This is a genomic window from Pararcticibacter amylolyticus, assembly GCF_003130405.1.
Classification (GTDB): domain Bacteria; phylum Bacteroidota; class Bacteroidia; order Sphingobacteriales; family Sphingobacteriaceae; genus Arcticibacter; species Arcticibacter amylolyticus.
In genome coordinates this window covers 230192-249032 of sequence record NZ_QEAS01000005.1, presented here as the reverse complement: position 1 = coordinate 249032, position 18841 = coordinate 230192, and the positions used below count along the sequence as shown (strand labels likewise).

Annotated in this window: 11 protein-coding genes; all 11 read left to right on the top strand. The window is 42.3% G+C overall.

Annotated features, from left to right (window positions below):
• Window positions 1–9: 9 nt before the first annotated feature.
• The 11 genes from DDR33_RS08090 to DDR33_RS08035 all read left to right on the top strand — a co-directional run bounded on the left by DDR33_RS08090 (window position 10) and on the right by DDR33_RS08035 (window position 18839).
• On the top strand, window positions 10–1764 hold the full coding sequence (locus DDR33_RS08090; RefSeq protein ID WP_109415264.1) for a RagB/SusD family nutrient uptake outer membrane protein: 1755 nt from the start codon (window positions 10–12) through the stop codon (window positions 1762–1764).
• Between the two features lie 38 nt (window positions 1765–1802).
• Window positions 1803–2771: a DUF5627 domain-containing protein gene (locus DDR33_RS08085; RefSeq protein WP_109415263.1), complete on the top strand. Its 969-nt coding sequence runs from the start codon at window positions 1803–1805 to the stop codon at window positions 2769–2771.
• A 21-nt stretch (window positions 2772–2792) separates the two neighbouring features.
• Window positions 2793–4478, top strand: a complete 1686-nt coding sequence (locus DDR33_RS08080; protein ID WP_109415262.1) for an endo-1,4-beta-xylanase — start codon at window positions 2793–2795, stop codon at window positions 4476–4478.
• Window positions 4479–4642: 164 nt separating this feature from the next.
• Window positions 4643–5389: a hypothetical protein gene (locus tag DDR33_RS08075; RefSeq protein WP_109415261.1), complete on the top strand. Its 747-nt coding sequence runs from the start codon at window positions 4643–4645 to the stop codon at window positions 5387–5389.
• Window positions 5386–8148, top strand: a complete 2763-nt coding sequence (locus DDR33_RS08070) for a TonB-dependent receptor (protein ID WP_109415260.1) — start codon at window positions 5386–5388, stop codon at window positions 8146–8148. The genes DDR33_RS08075 and DDR33_RS08070 overlap by 4 nt, the downstream gene beginning before the upstream one ends.
• Window positions 8145–9296, top strand: a complete 1152-nt coding sequence (locus DDR33_RS08065; RefSeq protein ID WP_109415259.1) for a DUF4249 domain-containing protein — start codon at window positions 8145–8147, stop codon at window positions 9294–9296. The genes DDR33_RS08070 and DDR33_RS08065 overlap by 4 nt, the downstream gene beginning before the upstream one ends.
• An 8-nt stretch (window positions 9297–9304) precedes the next feature.
• Entirely contained in the window at window positions 9305–11665 is a 2361-nt protein-coding gene (locus DDR33_RS08060; protein WP_109415258.1) for a TonB-dependent receptor plug domain-containing protein, read from the top strand.
• 333 nt (window positions 11666–11998) lie between these two features.
• Window positions 11999–12391 carry a hypothetical protein gene (locus DDR33_RS08050; protein ID WP_109415256.1) on the top strand — a complete coding sequence of 131 codons (393 nt, stop codon included), beginning with the start codon at window positions 11999–12001 and terminating at the stop codon, window positions 12389–12391.
• Window positions 12392–12608: 217 nt separating this feature from the next.
• Window positions 12609–12944 (top strand): hypothetical protein, encoded by a 336-nt coding sequence (locus DDR33_RS08045; RefSeq protein ID WP_109415255.1) that lies wholly within the window; start codon window positions 12609–12611, stop codon window positions 12942–12944.
• An 863-nt stretch (window positions 12945–13807) separates the two neighbouring features.
• A complete protein-coding gene (locus tag DDR33_RS08040; protein ID WP_238387715.1) occupies window positions 13808–16942 on the top strand; it encodes a SusC/RagA family TonB-linked outer membrane protein in 3135 nt (1044 codons plus the stop codon).
• Between the two features lie 10 nt (window positions 16943–16952).
• The gene (locus DDR33_RS08035; RefSeq protein ID WP_109415253.1) at window positions 16953–18839 is read left to right on the top strand and encodes a RagB/SusD family nutrient uptake outer membrane protein; all 1887 of its coding nucleotides are present in this window, start codon (window positions 16953–16955) and stop codon (window positions 18837–18839) included.
• Window positions 18840–18841 lie beyond the last annotated feature (2 nt).

Genomic DNA, 18841 nt, shown 5'->3' with positions numbered 1-18841 from the left:
TGTAAAGACATGAAAAAAATAGTATTAATCTGTTTATCAGCATTGTTTGTATTCAGCAGTTGCAAGGATATGTTTGAACCGGAAATAGAAAACAATCTTGAGCTGAAAAACGCCTACGATAATGCGGCCTATGCCCAGGGCTTGTTGCTTAACGGGTACACAAGGCTCCCGACAAATTCATGGTCATTTAATGACGTGGCTACTGATAACGCTGTAAGTAACGATAGGAACAATGGTTTCCTTAAGATGGCAACAGGACAATGGACCGCCATGAATAACCCGGTAGATCAATGGAGAAACAGCCGGTCAGCTATTCAGTATCTAAACCAGTTCTTTGCAGTATCCGATAGTGTAGATTGGGCGAGAGAACCAATTATCCGTACCATGTTCAACGACAGGATGAAAGGTGAAGCATACGGACTCAGGGCATTGTTTATGTTCTATCTTCTTCAATCCCATGGAGGAAAAACAGAAAGCGGTGAATTGCTCGGAGTTCCTTTATTGCAGGAGAATGAAACCGTTGCATCAGACTTTAACCAACCCAGGGCAACTTTTGATGCATGTTTACAACAGCTTTACTCTGATCTTGACAAGGCGGAAGAACTGCTTCCCCTGGATTACAAAGACGATTCACCAGTGCCGGCTAAATACACCGGAACGAGCGCCGATGATTATCATCGAGTCTTCGGGGCGAGTTTCATGGGTCGTATGACAGCCCGCATTGCTAAAGGCATCAGGGTTAGAGCCGCCTTGCTGGCTGCAAGTCCCGCTTATAATACCGGAAACGTCACCAAATGGGAGCAGGCGGCTAATTTTGCAGCAGAAGTCCTTGATTTAAGGGGGGGAATAACTAATATGACGAGCAACGACCTCGTCTGGTACAACAGCACCGGTGGTATAGACGGTCTGGCTGCAGGCGCTAATCCTACTGAAATATTGTGGAGAGGAAATGTCGGTACCAGTAACGACCTGGAGAGGGATAATTTTCCCCCAACGCTGAACGGAAACGGACGGGTTAACCCTTCTCAAAACCTGGTAAATGCCTTCCCAATGGCAAATGGATACCCGATTACAGATTTAACCAACAGCGGCTTTAACGCTTCGTCTCCTTATAACGGCCGTGATCCCAGATTAAACCTGTATATTCTTATAAATGGCGGTACTGCAGGAACATCCAATACGCCGATCAATACTTCTGCAGACGGAACGACCAATGACGGTTTAAATAAAGTAGAGACGTCTACGCGTACTGGTTATTACCTGAAGAAGTTGCTCAGGCAGGATGTTAATCTTAATCCCACTTCTACCACGACGCAGAAACACTTCAATCCGCATATCCGGTATACGGAGATTTACCTGGCTTATGCAGAAGCAGCGAATGAAGCATGGGGGCCGTTAGCAACCGGAGGGCATAGTTACTCTGCCTACGACGTGATCAAAGCGATCAGAAGACGGGCAGGCGTAGGAGTTTCTAACGGAGATCCATATCTGGAATCGATTAAAAGTGATAAAAATGCCATGAGAGAATTGATCCGAAACGAAAGACGACTGGAGCTATGTTTTGAGGGTTTTCGTTTCTGGGATTTGCGGAGATGGAACGCGAATTTAAACGAAGAGGTAAAAGGTGTGAGCATATCCGGAGGCAACTTCAACACCATCAACGTGGAAAACAGGGCATATCAAAGCTATATGATTTACGGACCTATACCCTACAGTGAGACGCTAAAGTACAATAACCTGGTTCAAAATGCAGGGTGGCGATAACCATTAATTAAACAAGAGTAGATTACAACTTAGAAATAATGAGAAAGATATTATGGATGATGCTGGCAGCCTCAGTTTCTTTGAGCTCCTGCAAAAACAGTAACTGGGAGTTTGACGATTATGAGTTTCAGTCGGTATATTTTGCGTACCAGGGACCAGTGAGAACAATCACACTGGGTGAGGATGTTTTTGATACCTCACTCGATAATGAACATAAGTGTGACATCATGGCAACCTTAGGAGGGGTATACGAAAACAAAAAGGACGTAACTATCGGAGTAAGTGTAGATAATTCTATTGCTGCAAATATGGCCTTTAACAGTGGCGGAAACATCATTCCCATGCCGTCAAACTACTATACTTTAGCTTCCGACAAGATTGTAATTCCCAAAGGGGAAATAACAGGTGGCATACAGGTACAGTTAACAGATGCCTTTTTTGCCGACCCGCTTTCGTTAAAGAACACGTATGTTATTCCTTTAAAAATGATGAATGTAACAAATGCGGATTCGATGCTGGCAGGTAAGAACTATGTGCTGTATGCATTAAAATATATTAATTCGTGGCATGGGAACTATCTTCGTAGAGGCAAAGATGTGGTAACCGGGAAAAACGGCAACAATGCATTAAATAAGACAATCACAAGACACCAGAAATATGTGGAAGATGATGAAGTCTCCGCCCTCAAAACACGGTCGCTTGCAATAGCAGAATTTCCTGTGATATTTAAAGATCAGAATAACCAGAACATTACATGTAAGCTCCTCCTGAATTTCGATGGATCGGGCAATTGTACTATTACAAACGGAGATAATACCTTCACGGCCAGCGGGAGCGGAAAATTTTTAAAGAGAGGGGAAAAAAACAGCTGGGGAGCGAAGGACAGAGACGCACTTTACCTCCAATATGAAGTTGACCTGACAAACATGCATGTATCTTCAGCTGATACCCTCGTCATGCGTGACCGCGGAGTTAAAATGGAAACTTTCACCCCCGTTAGCCAATAGTTTTATACTAAAGATATCGAAATGAAATATTTATATAAAATAGCAGCAGGAGTTACCTTCACTGCGGTGATGGCTTCCTGCAGTAAACATGAATTTGCAGATTATCATGTAGACAAACCGGCAAGTTTTGATCAGCAGGAAATAATCGATGCTTATCAGCCCCTAAAAACCTATCTGAATACGGAAGCGAACCCAGGTTTCAAATTCGGCGTAGCTCTCTCTCTTACAGAATATGAAAATAAAGGAGTGAAGTATCGCCTGGCGAATACCAATTTTAACGAAATAGTGCTGGGTTATGAGATGAAACATGGCGCAGTGGTGAGAGATAACGGCAGATTAGATCTGACAACCATAAAGGCTTTACTAAAAACTGCAAAGAATGCAGGAATAGACGTTTATGGACACACGCTCTGCTGGCATGCTAATCAAAATGCCTCCTATTTAAAAAAATTAATCGCACCAATTATAATACCGGGAAACGGTATACCTGCATGGGTTCCGGTTACCAGCAATAATTTTGAGTCAGACGATCGTTCAAATTACGAAGCGAACACTAATGCGATATTATCCTTTACAGCGGCAGGACAGGGAGCTGGAGGACAAGGAAGGGCCTTGAAAATAACCAATGAGAGTGTTCGTCCAAACGATTGGGACGCCCAGTTCTTTATCAAGTTTAGCCCTGCTGTGAAAACAGGAGAACAGTACGAACTTAGCATGGATGTCAGGGCAGATGCAAATGTCAGTATTCCCACCCAAGCGCATGTCGTCCCCTACTCATATAAACATTATGATTTTTTTGGAAGCATCCCATTCACAAGTTCCTGGACAAGATATACCAAAACAATTACCGTTTCCACGAACATGGCAGACTGCGGAGCCATTGCCTTCAATTTGGGAAAAAACGCCACCAACTACTACTTTGATAATATAACCCTGAAGAAGTACGATGAAACCGGAGGCGCTCAAACGATTGAAAGAACTGCGGAAGAAAAGAAAACCATTATCACGAATGCTTTACAGCAATTCATTTCCGGTATGGTTGATACATGTAAATCCTATGTGAAGGCATGGGATGTTGTAAACGAACCTATGGATGACGGGCGGCCTAATGAGCTGAAAACCGGATTAGGAAAGACCCTGGCTGCAGATGAATTCTATTGGCAGGATTACATGGGTAAAGACTATGCTGCAGAAGCCTTCAAAATTGCGCGGGAACACTGTAATACCGGTGATAAATTATTTATAAATGATTATAACCTGGAATATAGTCTGGATAAATGCCGGGGACTCATTGCTTATGTAGAATACATAGAAAGTAAGGGTGCACGAGTAGACGGTATAGGTACGCAAATGCATATATCAATTAATAGTGACAAAGGTAAAATTGCAGAAATGTTCACCTTGCTTGCTGCAACGGGTAAGTATATTAAAGTATCAGAACTGGATATTGGTTTGGGTGAAAACGTCACTGCAGCCCTTGCAACAGCTGAGCAATACAAAGCGCAGGCTGATATGTACAAATATGTAATCGACAAATACTTTGAGCTCATTCCAGCAAGCAAACGATATGGGCTCACAATCTGGAGCCCGACTGACAGCCCTGCTAATTCAAGCTGGCGTGCAGGTCAGCCGGTCGGTTTATGGACAGAGGACTTTACACGCAAACCGGCATATACCGGTGTTGCAGAAGGATTAAAAGGTAAGTAACAGAACTGTTCTGAGTTTGTAATACCGGGAGTGTCTTCAGGGATTTCTCCCGGTATCTTAACTTATCTCTTACTATTTTCCTTCAACTAACTCTATCCCTTTTGTGTGCTCCAGGAAGCGGCTTAACTATTATACTAACCATTATTTTATAAAGCTACATTGTCATGAAGATCATCAGGCAAATCCTCGGTTGTGTTCTTATTCTTCCGGTTTCAGCCAGTTACATTTTCGCACAGACTTTAACTGACAGTACATTCGTAGCCAGGGCAGAACAACATATCTCTGAAATATACGCTGGACAACTGAACAGCGGAGCCCGCATATACAACGGAAAAATGTACAGGCCATTATTAAATCTGGACAATGGAGGCCATACCTTATTTCAGAGTAACCAGTATTCCAGGGGTTCAATCGTATATGAAGGACGCATTTACAAAGATTTAAACCTTATGTATGATCTGTTCCGGGATCAGCTGGTACTTTTGAATTACGATAAGGTTGGTGGTATTATAATCTGGCCTCAATACGTAGATTCCTTCAGTATACATCAGCATAAATTTATTCATATAAAGCCAGACTCTTCCCCACATACCGGTTTTCCTCCCGGCTATTACGATTTAATTTATGATGGAAAAACAAGATTACTGGCAAAAAGAACGAAAACAATCAGCGAAACAGCTGACGAATATAAGGTCAAAAAAAACATATCCGAGAAAAGCAAATATTACATTTTAAAAGACTCCGCCTATACCCAGGTTAAAAGCAAAAAAGATCTGCTGAAACTCCTGCACCGAACCCAAAACGAGAATCAGAACTATATTAAGAAGGAGCATCTGGATTTTAAAAAAAACTTCGAGGATTCAATGGTAAGACTATTGAGTCATCATGACTCTATCCCTCCGAACCTATGAAGAGATTTTATATTCTAATCACCATTCTTATCCTGTTTATATCAGGATTAAGAGGACAGGAAAATAACACGATCAATGTCAGTCTCAGCCATCAACCGTTTCGGGAATTGGTAAGACAGATCGAATCCCAGACTGCCTGCCATTTTTACTACGAAGCATTCGTTGAGGATAGTTTGATCATTTCCGTGACTTTGAAAAACACTTCAGTAACAGGTATTCTTGACAGCGTATTCTCTGGAACGCGCTATCGTTATGCTCTTTTAGGGCATGTTATTTTCGTAACCAGGGACACACCGGTAAAAACGCTCCTCCCCTCTCAGTTCACAGGAAAACGTATGCCAGAAAAGATGTCCGGCAGCCCACTGCCTACAACAAATCCCCAGTCAAAGCCAGTTTCGACCCTGGCAACAATAGAACACAAGCTATATACTATTGGAAACAACTTTAATCAGACAAAAACCAGCGCAACGATAGCAGGATATATCAAGAATGCAGGTACAGGAGAACCCGTAAGCGGTGTAGCAATTTTTACAGGTAAACCCCGGATTGGCACATTAACAGATGCTTTCGGCTTTTATTCACTCACCCTGCCTAAGGGACGGCATGAATTAAGTGTTAAATCAGTTGGATTAAAAGATACTCGCCGTATAATCCAGTTAAATGGTGATGGAAAACTAGACATTGCTATGCAGGACGAACCTTTTTCCTTAAAGGAAGTGGTTATAACGACAGATAAAACTTCCAATATCAGACGTACTGCGATGGGTATTGAGAAACTTGACATCAAAACAATCAAAGAGGTGCCGACTGTTTTCGGAGAAGCTGACATTCTAAGGGTCATTCTCACGTTGCCGGGAGTAAAATCAGTAGGCGAATCCAGTACCGGATTTAATGTCAGAGGAGGATCAACAGATCAAAATCTTATCCTTTTCGATAATACTACCGTTTATAATCCATCCCACTTTTTTGGTTTTTTTTCGGCTTTTAATCCAGAAGTAATCAGAGACGTCAGACTATATAAAAGCAGCATTCCAGCTAAATATGGCGGAAGACTGTCTTCTGTACTTGAACTCACAGGCCGGGAAGGGAATAAAAAACAGTTTACCGGAACAGCGGGAATAGGTTTGATCACCAGCCGGCTAAATATAGAAGGCCCTCTGATCAAAGACCGGACTTCTTTCATTTTAGGAGGCAGAACCACGTATTCAAACTGGATTATGAAGCTTTTGCCGGATAATGCAGGGTATCACAATGCAAAAGCAAGTTTCTATGATGTGAATCTTCAGGTCAGCCACCAGCATAATGAGAAAAACAATTTTTATGCAACGGCCTATCTGAGCAGTGATAAATCTAATCTGGCAACAGATACCACCTTTCAGTACAATAACAGAAACATGGCTTTAAGCTGGAAGCATACATTTAACAATAAGTTATATGGAGTTTTGTCGGGCGGGTACGACCAGTACACCTACGATAATTACAGCAATTACAATGACGAGGTTGATTACCGTTTAAAATTCAGTATAGAACAAACTCACTTAAAAACAAACTTCAGTTATTTCCCCAGTGCAAAGTGGAATATTGATTTTGGCGCCGGAACTATTTATTATAAAAATAAACCAGGCTCTTTAGAACCATATAATGAACGTTCACTGGTTATACCAGACATATTACAGAAAGAACAAGCTCTCGAGAGCGCCGTATATGCGGAACAACAGTATAACCTTACGGAAGCAATTACCATCAATGCAGGCCTTCGCTACTCCCTCTTCAGCTATCTGGGGCCAGCAATTGTAAATAAATATGCAGATGGACTGGTCAGAAATGACGCAGGTATAGAATCGACCAATAGCTATAAAAAGGGGGATATCATCAAAACATACCATGGACCGGAATACAGGTTGGGAGCAAGATTTACGCTGAGTCCTGATTTTTCGGTTAAGGCAGGTTACAACACACAACGACAATATATTCATATGCTGTCAAACACTACCTCCATCTCCCCTACCGATGTATGGAAATTGAGTGACTGGAACATCGCTCCGCAACGCGGGCGTCAGGTATCTCTTGGTTTTTACAGAAATTTCAAATCCAATACCATAGAAGCCTCTGTTGAAGGTTATTATAAACGGATAGATGATTTTCTGGACTATAAGAGCGGAGCCCTTCTCATCCTTAATCATAAGATAGAGCAAGACGTATTGCCAACTCAGGGCAAAGCATACGGAGCAGAGTTCATGATTAAGAAACTTTCGGGAAAACTGAACGGATGGTTAAGCTATACCTATTCCCGAACCTTCCTTAAAACTAACGATACGACCGGGAACAACTCGATAAATGGAGGCAATTATTACCCCGCAAATTATGATAAACCGCACGATTTTACGTTTATAGGAAATTATCGCTTTTCCCACCGCGTAAGTTTTTCCCTTAACCTGACATATAATACGGGTCGTCCTATTACTCTTCCGGTTGGGAAGTACTTCTACCAGGGAGGCCAGAGGTTACTGTACTCGGAACGAAACCAGTACAGGATACCCGATTATTTCCGTTCCGATATATCTCTGAATATACTGGGGAATCATAAAAAAAAGCAACTCGCCCATAACTCCTGGACTTTAGGGATATACAATGTCACAGGAAGGAAAAATATCTTCTCTACGTTCTTTGCGAGTGAAAATAAGATCATCAATGGATATCAGCTATCTATTTTCGGTACAGCTATACCATTTGTCAACTATAATATCCGAATCAAATGAAAAAAACACTCATCCTGGTTCTATCCGGCTTCTTTGCGGCGGTTTGCTCATGCAAGGATCCGTTCGTACCCAATGTTGAAGCTAAATATAAGAATCTGCTGGTAACAGAAGGATTTATTCAGATCGGAGGCATAACGACTATCCAATTGAGCCGTACAGGAGATCTGAAAGACTGGCAGTCCCTTATTCCTGAAAAAAATGCAGAAGTAGTTATAGAAGGAGACAAAGGAACCATTTTAAACGGAAGATCCGACGTCAACGGATCATGTGAACTAGCCACACAGAACCTCAGTCTGACTGAACGGTACCGTCTTAAGATCGTCACTGGAGGAAAAACCTACTTGACCGGATATCTTGAGAACAAAAAAAGCCCGGAGATTGACAATATTAATTTCCGGATAGAGAATAATGGATTCCGGATCTATGTCAATACTCACGACAACAGCAATCAAACCAGGTACTACAATTGGAACTTCACCGAAACATGGGAAATCCACTCAGCCTTTCCTTCTGCTTTTGAATACAAAAACGGACAGGTCGTCCCCCGGGATCAGAATATTAATATTGAGTATTGCTGGGCGTCAAATAATTCTTCTGCCATTCTTATCGGAAGTTCTGAACGTCTCTCAGAGGACAAACTGACAATGGTGCCCATCAATCATGTTTTGGGGAATTCAGACAAAGTGGCCTATATGTATAGTATCCTGGTGAGACAGTATGGACTGACCCGCGATGCCTATCAGTACCTGGAAAACATAAAGAAGAATACAGAACAGATCGGGACAATTTTTGACGCGCTGCCCTCTGAACTCGGCGGAAACATTACCTGCATCTCTGATCCGGAAGAGCAGGTAATTGGCTGGGTTAGTGCAGGAACGACTACACAAAAAAGAATCTTTATCAGCTATAAAGATAAACCCAAAACCGGCGTAGGGATTGAATGGATGTACAGTCGGCAATGTGAACCATTCACCTCTTCCAGGGACAGCCTGATTTACTACCTGAATGCACGTAATCTGATCATTTCTGAAAACAGACGGCCAGTTGACAATGGAGGTATTTTTATCAATTACACCATGGGGCGTGAAGACTGTATAGATTGCCGGCTTCGGGGTTCGAACATAAAACCGGCTTATTGGCCTGATTAAACTTCAATATGAGAAATATTACTGTTTTTATCCTTTTATTGAACCTCTCACCAGCAAGCTGGTGTTTTGCCCAGGATCTCAAAGAGATCAAAACTAAATTTAGCGTTTACCTGCAGAATAGCTTCCAGGAAAAGATTTTCGTGCATACAGACAGAAACTCTTACCTGGCTGGCGAAACCATCTGGTTTAGCATATATTATGCAGAAGCATATACTAACCTTCCGGCGAAAACAAGCAGCGTCGCCTACATAGAACTGATAAACAGCAACAAAAAGCCAATAATGCAATCAACCATTGCACTAAATCATGGCAGGGGGAACGGAGCGTTATACATTCCTGCTGATTTGCCATCGGGATATTATACACTGAGAAGCTATACCAATTGGATGAAAAACTTCAGTGCAGACTTTTACTTTCATAAAGATATACCTGTTTACAATACACTAAGAGAAGAGGCCCCTCCGGCAACTCAGGAAAAAGAGTCTTATGCTATCCAGTTCTTTCCTGAAGGCGGAAACCTTGTTACAAACCTTTCCAGTAATATTGCTTTCAAAGCAACTGATCAAAGGGGGAAAGGTTTCAATTTCCAGGCAGCAGTAATTAACAGCACCAACGACACCATCGTAAAATTTCACTCCCTGGAGTCGGGTTTGGGCAGTTTCAATTTCAGGCCAAAAAGCGGAGAAACTTATAGGGTGTGGGCCAAGTCAGCTTCAGGAACGGTTTTCAGTACTTCACTGCCACGGGTTTTTGAAAAAGGAGTGGTCATGCTTGCCAAAGAAGATGGAAACTCCATATCACTTTCTGTACAAAGTAATACTCCGGTAATTAAAAAATTTGTGCTCTTCGTCCACTCAGGGCAACGCATCGTGTTTCTCGATTCGCTTGATGCAGCTGATATTCAAAAAGGGTTTCATGTTCCGGTGAAGATGTTGGGAGATGGTATATCTCACTTTACCTTATTTAGCAGTGACGGCAAAGCTCTTTGTGAACGCTTATATTTTAAAAAGCCGGAAAATCTATTACATATTGAGGTAGCGGCTGATAAGGACAGTTACCGTACGCGGGAGAAAGTCCAATTAAAAATCGGTCAGATGCTTAATAATCAGCCGGTCAAAGGGAATTATTCCGTATCTATTTACAAATCCGGCACCTCCTCGCCTTCAAATGAGAATATAGAAACAAGTCTATGGCTCACGTCTGAACTCAAAGGGAAAATAGACAACGCTGACTGGTACTTCAATCACGCCACATCTGCAGAAACAGATCTGGTGATGCTTACCCACGGATGGCGCCGATTCAAATGGGAAGACATATTGCAACAGACCGTTCCGGAACACGTATACCTCCCGGAGATCGAAGGGCACATCATCCGTGGGCGTATCACCAATCAGGTTTCACATACATATCTACCTGAAAGGAAGGCTTTTTTATCAGTCCCTGGCCAGCATCCTCATTTTTATACAGCTACCTCAAACTCAAACGGTGAGGTAAGCTTCTTCACAAAGAACCTCCTTCGTACACATGAACTCATAGCACAAACAGACTCCCGTACCGACAGTCTGGCTGAAATCGAAATCTACCAGCCATATTCAGAAAACTACGCAGACCGAAGCGTCCCGGAATTAAATCTCAGGGAAGATACGGTTGCACTGCTCGCTCAGAGTATTGCCATGCAGATCGGTAACATTTATCATTCGAAGCCCCCCAACGGACAACCAGCCGCTGAGAACAGACACACACCGTTTTACGTAAATCCGGATAAGGTCTACATTCTTGACGATTATGTACGTTTCACCACCATGGAAGAAGTCTTGCGGGAATATGTACCTGAAGTTCTGATCTCTTCAAAGAAGGATGCTTACCATATGCGGATCTACAACACAGAAGCAGGAACTTTTCACGACAGCACACCCCTGATTTTGATCGACGGCATACCCTTATTTGATGAAGGCAATGCTATTACAAGGATAGATCCATTGAAAATACAACGCCTGGAAATAGTGGCCAATAGCTATTTGTACGGCCGCAATATCTTTTCCGGTATCGCCAGCTTCTTTTCATATAATGGAGATCTGGCTAACTATCAATTGCCGAAAAAAGCATTTGTAATGGACTTTAGTGGTTTTCAGCAAAAAAGAGAATTCTACTCTCCAATGTACAATGGAGACAGCTCAACTTTTATTCGTACTCCCGACTACAGAACTACATTATTCTGGAGTGCGGATCAACGCACTGACGAACAAGGAAAATCGGAGTTGAGTTTTTTCACATCTGACATGGACGGAAAGTACACCGTTGATGTCCAAGCTCTTTCAGATGATGGAAAAGCTGGCTCAGCGAAGTTCACTATAAATATAACGAAATAATGATAAAATGGAGCTACGAAAAAGCCGCCTGCTAAGTCCAGATCATTAACTACAGGAATGAGAAATTAAATATTTAAAGCCAATGAATCCTCTTTTGATGCAATGCCAACCAGTTCTCATCGGTTCACTTAAAGATTCAAAGGACGTGAAAGGTGTGTTCAAATCATTCTTAATTGATAAATATTCGTTTCTGAAGCATAAATCAGTAATGGAACCGGATATAAACGACATCCATGTCCGGAAAAGATATCAGGAAAAAATACTGATCGTACAGTCAAGCACAACCGAAAAATCATCATATCTCTCCAATCATTATTAATTAAACTTTGTATTATGAAAAAAATCGTCTTGTTACTCTTTATGCTTTTGGGTGGGGCCGCAAGTAGCTTCGCTTACGAAAACGGTGTCGGAATTTTTGCAGCGTCATCTGACTCAAACAGTGGATCACCAACAGAAGACACTGAAATCATCAACATAAACTCCTATACTGAGATTGAATTCCGCTGTAATTTTACCAGCGGCGCCCTCGGTGTTTCCTCAACCTCCAGTGCCTACGCGTATTTAAAACATGGAGGAACACTGATAGACTATTTCAATTTTGAAAGAATACCTTATGCGCCTTTTAGTGCCGGAAAAAACGCAGCCTTTACAGGTTATTGGTACTCACTGGAACTAAAAATTTCCTGCGCCTCAAATGCAATAGGGCTAGCAGAGTTACGATGGTAACAACAAAGTTCATAGTGTTATCCAATTATTCTCTTTAACAAAATGATTTTCGGTTGCGTATAAAAGCCGTCTCAATCGAAACTGAGGCGGCTCTATTTACCAGTAAATATGCGCTCGTGCAAATAGAGTGCTGACTTACTACACAGTACGAACTTTACTACAATAAAGCACATTAAATTAGAACCAGATCAATTTTTAAATCTTTAACTCCTAAAAAATGAAAAAGTTATTAATAATTATCCTTGTTATTTTTTCGGCATCTGCAAACAGTTTCGCATACAACTATTCTGACGGTGTCACGGCCTCTGGGCCCACAGATGTTACAAAAACGATAAATATTAATGGAGCGGCAGAGATATCTTTTTTCTGCTACTGGTATCAAGGTTGGGGAAGCTGTACAATATTAAACAATCAGACGAGTCAACTTATTGATAGTTTTACAACAACTAATCAGGCTCAATATTCTTCCGTACATGCCGGAATATTCTACACGGTGACATTGCATTATATCGCTTACGGCAACGTTACTGGAGGCGCCGGCCTGCGTTGGTAAACTTTCGCGTATAATTTTTAAGATCTGGTTCTATTACATTCCGAATACTGATATAACCGGTCGCTCCTTTGATTCGTTGTATCAATTTGATTAATCCTAAATACTAAACATTAAATCCACCCTTAGTGCCGTTTAACAGTAAATATTCTATAGAGGGATATTCATTAGTGGCAGCATGGGTTCGGGAACTTAACCAGACCCGCATGCACCAGAAGCACTGCTGATCGGCCGAAAACAATCATTTATGCTCTCACTGAATCTGAACGGGATGCAACGACTTCGTTTATTCAGAGAGAATGCTATCTCTTATAGTGTACAATTGACATTTATACTACTTTTTTCGACATGGAGATCACTCTATTTAGGAGACCAAAGATAAATTTGAGATGTTCAAAGATGGTAACAGGAGCATCAGAAAAAGAGTCTGTGTCAAACTTTGAATTAAATAAAACTGACTTTAACCTCAAAAAATTAAAATGAAAGCACCTACATAACTTTCGGCATTTCGATAAAAATTGCCAACCAGAATAAACCAGCGTAATTAAACTTTAGTGTGTATGAAAACAAAACTACATTACTCTTTCAAATAGCTAAACCAGCATTTTGCTTACATGTCATAGCCTGCCATCATAAACACGGCTTGTTCTAATAATCGGTTAACTAACCACAAGAAGGGCGCAATAGTGCACCTATAAACCTGATTTTAATTAACCAAGAATTACTTGCATGAAAAAAGATACTTAATAAGAAACGAAGCGTAGTCCGATGCTAGGGCACGGAAACCTTTCAGGTCTTTCATCCGAACGCCATCGCCCGTCAAATTATTAAAGCATTACTTATTTATTCTCATAAATCTGATAATAATGAAAAATGAAAAAAAGCAATTTCAAAAGATTACGTATCTGATTTTGCTCCTGCTTCTCAGTGTTTTTACCATTAACGCACAGAACAGAATAACACTGAGAGGAACTGTTACAGACACAAACGGCCAGCCAATAGCTGGTGCCACAGTAGGTGTTAAAGGAGACAATACGAGGCGTACCATGACAGACCAGGCCGGAAAATTCACCCTGATCGTTCCGAATAACAATGTGACCCTGCACGTCTCCTTTATTAGTATGGTAACTAAAGAAGTAAAAGTTGCAGGCAACACTACCCTCCGAATCGTTCTCGAAGACGATGTAAAGCTTCTCAAAGAAGTCGTTGTTGTGGGGTATGGACAGCAAAAAAGGGAAAGCGTTGTTGGATCTATCACGCAGACAACAGGAAAAGTGCTCGAACGTTCCGGAGGGGTTACCAATCTGGGAATGGCGTTAACCGGAAACCTTCCGGGAGTGGTTACGTCATCCACCAACGGTATGCCAGGCAATGAAGACCCGCAGATTCTCATTCGGGGTCAGAGTTCGTGGAATAATAGTTCTCCACTAATCCTGGTGGATGGAATAGAACGGCCACTCGGCTCTCTCGATATTTCTTCTGTTGAAAGCGTTTCTGTACTGAAAGATGCTTCCGCGACCGCAGTTTACGGTGTTAGAGGTGCAAACGGAGTTATCCTTGTTACCACTAAACGGGGGGTAACGGGAAAAGCACAGATTCAGATACGCTCTAACATGACAGTAAAAGAAGCATCAAAGCTTCCCGAAAAATACGACTCCTATGATGCACTGATGATTAAGAACCTGGTCCTCGAAAGGGAAGCACTGGCTGATCTTAATGCATGGTCGGCGTATACACCAAAGGAAAGAATAGACAAATACCGGAACCCAACGAGTGTGGAGGACTGGGACAGGTATCCCAATGTTGATTGGGTGAAGGAATTGTTTAAAGATAGGGCAATGTCTTACAATACTGCCGCTAATATATCTGGGGGATCTAAATTTGTCAATTATTTCGCCGGTCTTGACTTTACCCAGGAAGGTGATTTGTTCAAAACAATGGCAAACGGCCGTGGCTATGAAGCTGGCTTCGGATATAACCGTATTAACATAAGAAGCAATCTGGATTTCAATCTCACCAAAACGACTAAATTTTCTACCAAGTTGTTTGGTTCAAACGGCGTCCGGAAAGTTCCTTATGAGATGGGAGACAATGATGTGGCATACTGGTCTTCGGCCTACCGGACATCTCCTGACATCTTCCGTGCAAGGTATTCTGATGGAACATATGGATATTATGCAACATCAGCCCAGGATCAGCCTAACGCAGCATTCTGGCTTGCTTATTCGGGTTTAGAGAAACGAACAAACACACAGTTGACCACAGATTTTATACTCCAGCAACAGTTGGATGTACTTACCAAAGGTCTCAGTTTTAGAGGGAGTCTTTCTATGGACAATACATTCCAGGAAAGAAGGCGCGGAATTGACGACCGGAATAATCCAGCTCAACGCAAATATATCAATCCTGTAACAGGTCTGGTCACCTATGAGCAGAAAATAGATACCGGCACACAGTTCGATTTTAACGAAAGAATTAGCTGGGGAGTTGCAAATGGTGAGGTAAATAAAGACCTCACCTACCGGAACACCAATTATCAGTTTCAGTTAAATTATGCACGGACTTTTGGAGACCATGATCTCACGGCAATGGGGCTTTTTCAACGACAGAGGCAGGCCAGAGGCGGCGTGTTCCCGTCATTCAGAGAGGATTGGGTATTCAGAGCAACTTATAACTATAAATTAAAGTACTTCTTTGAATCAAACGGCGCTTATAATGGTTCTGAAAAATTCGGGCCAGAAAAGCGCTTCAAATTTTTCCCCTCCCTGTCAGCGGGATGGATGATCAGTAACGAAAATTTTCTAAAAAGCCTGGGCTTAGTGGACATATTGAAGCTTCGCGGTTCCTGGGGAAAAATTGGAGATGATGGTATCCCGTCGTGGCTTCCGCGCTGGCCTTTCAGAGACGCTTATGCTTATTCGGGCAACACTCAAATGGGCGACATTCCAGCGAATACACCATACACGTTTTATCGTATAACCGCTTTGGGGAATCCAAATCTCGCCTGGGAGAATGTTGAAAAACGAAACTTAGGTATTGATTATGGTTTTCTGAAGGGAAAGATCTCGGGATCCGTAGACATTTTCAAGGACAAAAGGACCGATATTATAATCGGCGGAAGTGACCGCGCTATTCCATCTTTTTATGGCTTTGGTGGTCTTGCTCCGACAGTAAACCTTGGAGAAGTAACAAGTAAGGGCTACGAGTTCGAGCTCAAACTAAACCATTCGTTTAAAAACATTCGCATTTGGGCCAATACCAGTTTAACTCATGCTGTTAATATCACAAATTTCAGGGATGATCCTGAGCTCACTCCTGCATACCGGAAGCAAGCTGGGTACGCAATCGGCCAAACAAGAACTCATGTTGATCATGGATTCCTTGAAAGCTGGGATGATGTTTTCGGAAGTACCACCCGTTCCTCAAACAACCAGAACAAGCTTCCGGGAGATTATAATATTATTGACTTTAACGCAGACGGGGTTATTGACGTCAATGATTCAGCACCATACGGTTACACTCCTACTCCACAGAACACCTATAACGCAAGCCTTGGCTTTGAATGGAAGCGGCTAAGCTTGTTTGTGCAGTTTTATGGAGTAAACAACGTAACTCGTCCGGTTTCGTTCCCTAACTTTCAGGCGAAAAGCAATGTCGTTTTTGTAGAAAGGCCTTTCTTTAATTTAGAAAACGGGGGCGGTGAAGTTCCGCTGTCACGGTTCACAACGAACGATCCTGACGGAGCTTCAGGAACGAGATACCTGTACGATGGCTCCTACTGGCGTTTAAAAAATGCAGAAATAGCCTATAATTTACCAGCTAAACATATAAATAAACTTGGTTTAAAGAACTGCAGAGTTTATTTAAACGGGAACAATTTGTGGTTGTGGACGAAGATGCCGGATGACCGGGAGGCCAATTTTGGATCAGACCCATTCGGCTCCGGAGGGTCCTACCCTACTATGAGACGTTACAATTTAGGTATTGATATAACCTTATAAATTACTAAGGATGAAGAAGCTCTTTAAAAAAATATTAGTTCCGCTCGCCATTTTACTGGCGACCCTGACACTTAGTTCATGTAAGAAATATTTAGATAGATCTCCACTAGCTGATATCGCCGAAACGGATCCTTATAAGAACTTCAGGAACTTCCAGGGATTCACTGAGGAATTGTATAATTGTATTCCAATGCTCTCCGGGAATGAATACCATAGTAGCTGGAATCTGGGAGAGGAAGAATTTTGGCAGGTGGGCGAAACCAGGGTAATAGCTTATGCTATTGACCAGGGCGACTACCGGGCATGGGAGAGTGCTTATTATAATTTCTTCAAGGCAGACGGAGGAGATCCTTCTAATACAGATCGCTTCAAAAAAGGCCGGCTTTGGCAGCTCTCATGGTACGGCATTCGTAAGGCCAACGTGGGACTTGCAAATCTCGATAAGCTTACAGATGCAACCCAGGAAGAAAAAAATCTTATTGCCGGCCAGCTATATTTTTTCAGGGGATATTTCCATTTTGTTTTAATGGAATACTGGGGAGGTCTACCTTATATTGACCAGGTTCTGCCTACCGACCAGGTCATTAAGCTTTCACGGCTAAACTATCAGCAAACGGCAGATAAAGTTGCAGAAGACTTACAAAAGGCTGCAGAACTTCTTCCTGTTGACTGGGATCAGACACAAGCAGGAAAGCAAACTACAGGAAGGAACAGCCAGCGGATCAATAGGATCATGGCCCTGGCTTTTCTTGGCAAAAATTACTTATGGGCTGGAAGTCCTTTGATGAACAGGGAATCTACAGGGAGCAGTGACTACAATCCCGGATATTGTAAAAAGGCAGCTGATGTTTTTGCTGAGGCGCTTAATGTAATAGAATCAACCAAACGTTATGAGTTAGCATCATTTTCGCAGTATAGAGAAGTATTCTATACGTGGAATGCAGGGGGTAAGCTACCAGGGCTTAAGGAATCTATTCTTTTGGAAAATTTGACCGAAGCAAGCGGTCGCTGGCGTTATAACCAGGTAAATGATTACCGCCCAAACACTATTAATCAAACCGGAATCAAGGTCTATCCTACCGCTAATTATGTTAATTATTATGGGATGGCTAACGGCCTTCCGATTAAAGACCTTGCAACGAAAGATCCAGAATCGGGTTACGATCCGGAATATCCATGGAAAAACCGCGATCCCCGTTTCTACAATGATATCCTGTTCGACGGAGAAAAAACTGTTGTACGTGCTCAGAGTGTCGGCAACAATGAGTACAGACAATACGCCAGCCTTTTTACTAACGGACTATTCAGGACAGCAGATGACAATAAGAAGGTGTGGACAGGGTATCTTCTCGCCAAGTATATATCCAAACTTTCCAATGAGTTTGATGGATACAGAGATAACAACACTTGTGTAATGAGTTTAATGCGGCTGGCTGACGTGTATTTATTATATGCTGAAGCCACAGCAGTGGGATATGGGAGTCCTCAAAGTATGGCGCCTGGCTACAATTTATCAGCAGCAGATGCAGTAAACAAAATCCGTAACCGCGCAGGAGTTACCGGGGTTGCGGAAAAATACCTCGGTTCAACCGCAGATTTTCTACAGGAGCTTCGTCGCGAACGGGCGGTTGAGCTCTCTTTTGAGGGACATCGTTTTAATGACCTGCGCCGGTGGCTGCTTTTGACTCAGCGTCCTTACACTCTAAAGACAGCTATTGAATTCGATCGCGCAACTCCAAATGCCCAGGTATATGCCGACCCTGTAAATGCAAAGGTCCGTAATCTTAGAGAAGTAGTTTTATTCGAAAGGCAGCTGGGAGACCGGCACTACTGGTTTCCGTTTCGGACACAAGACGTGAATATGTATAAGGAATTTAAGCAAAACCCGGGCTGGTAACC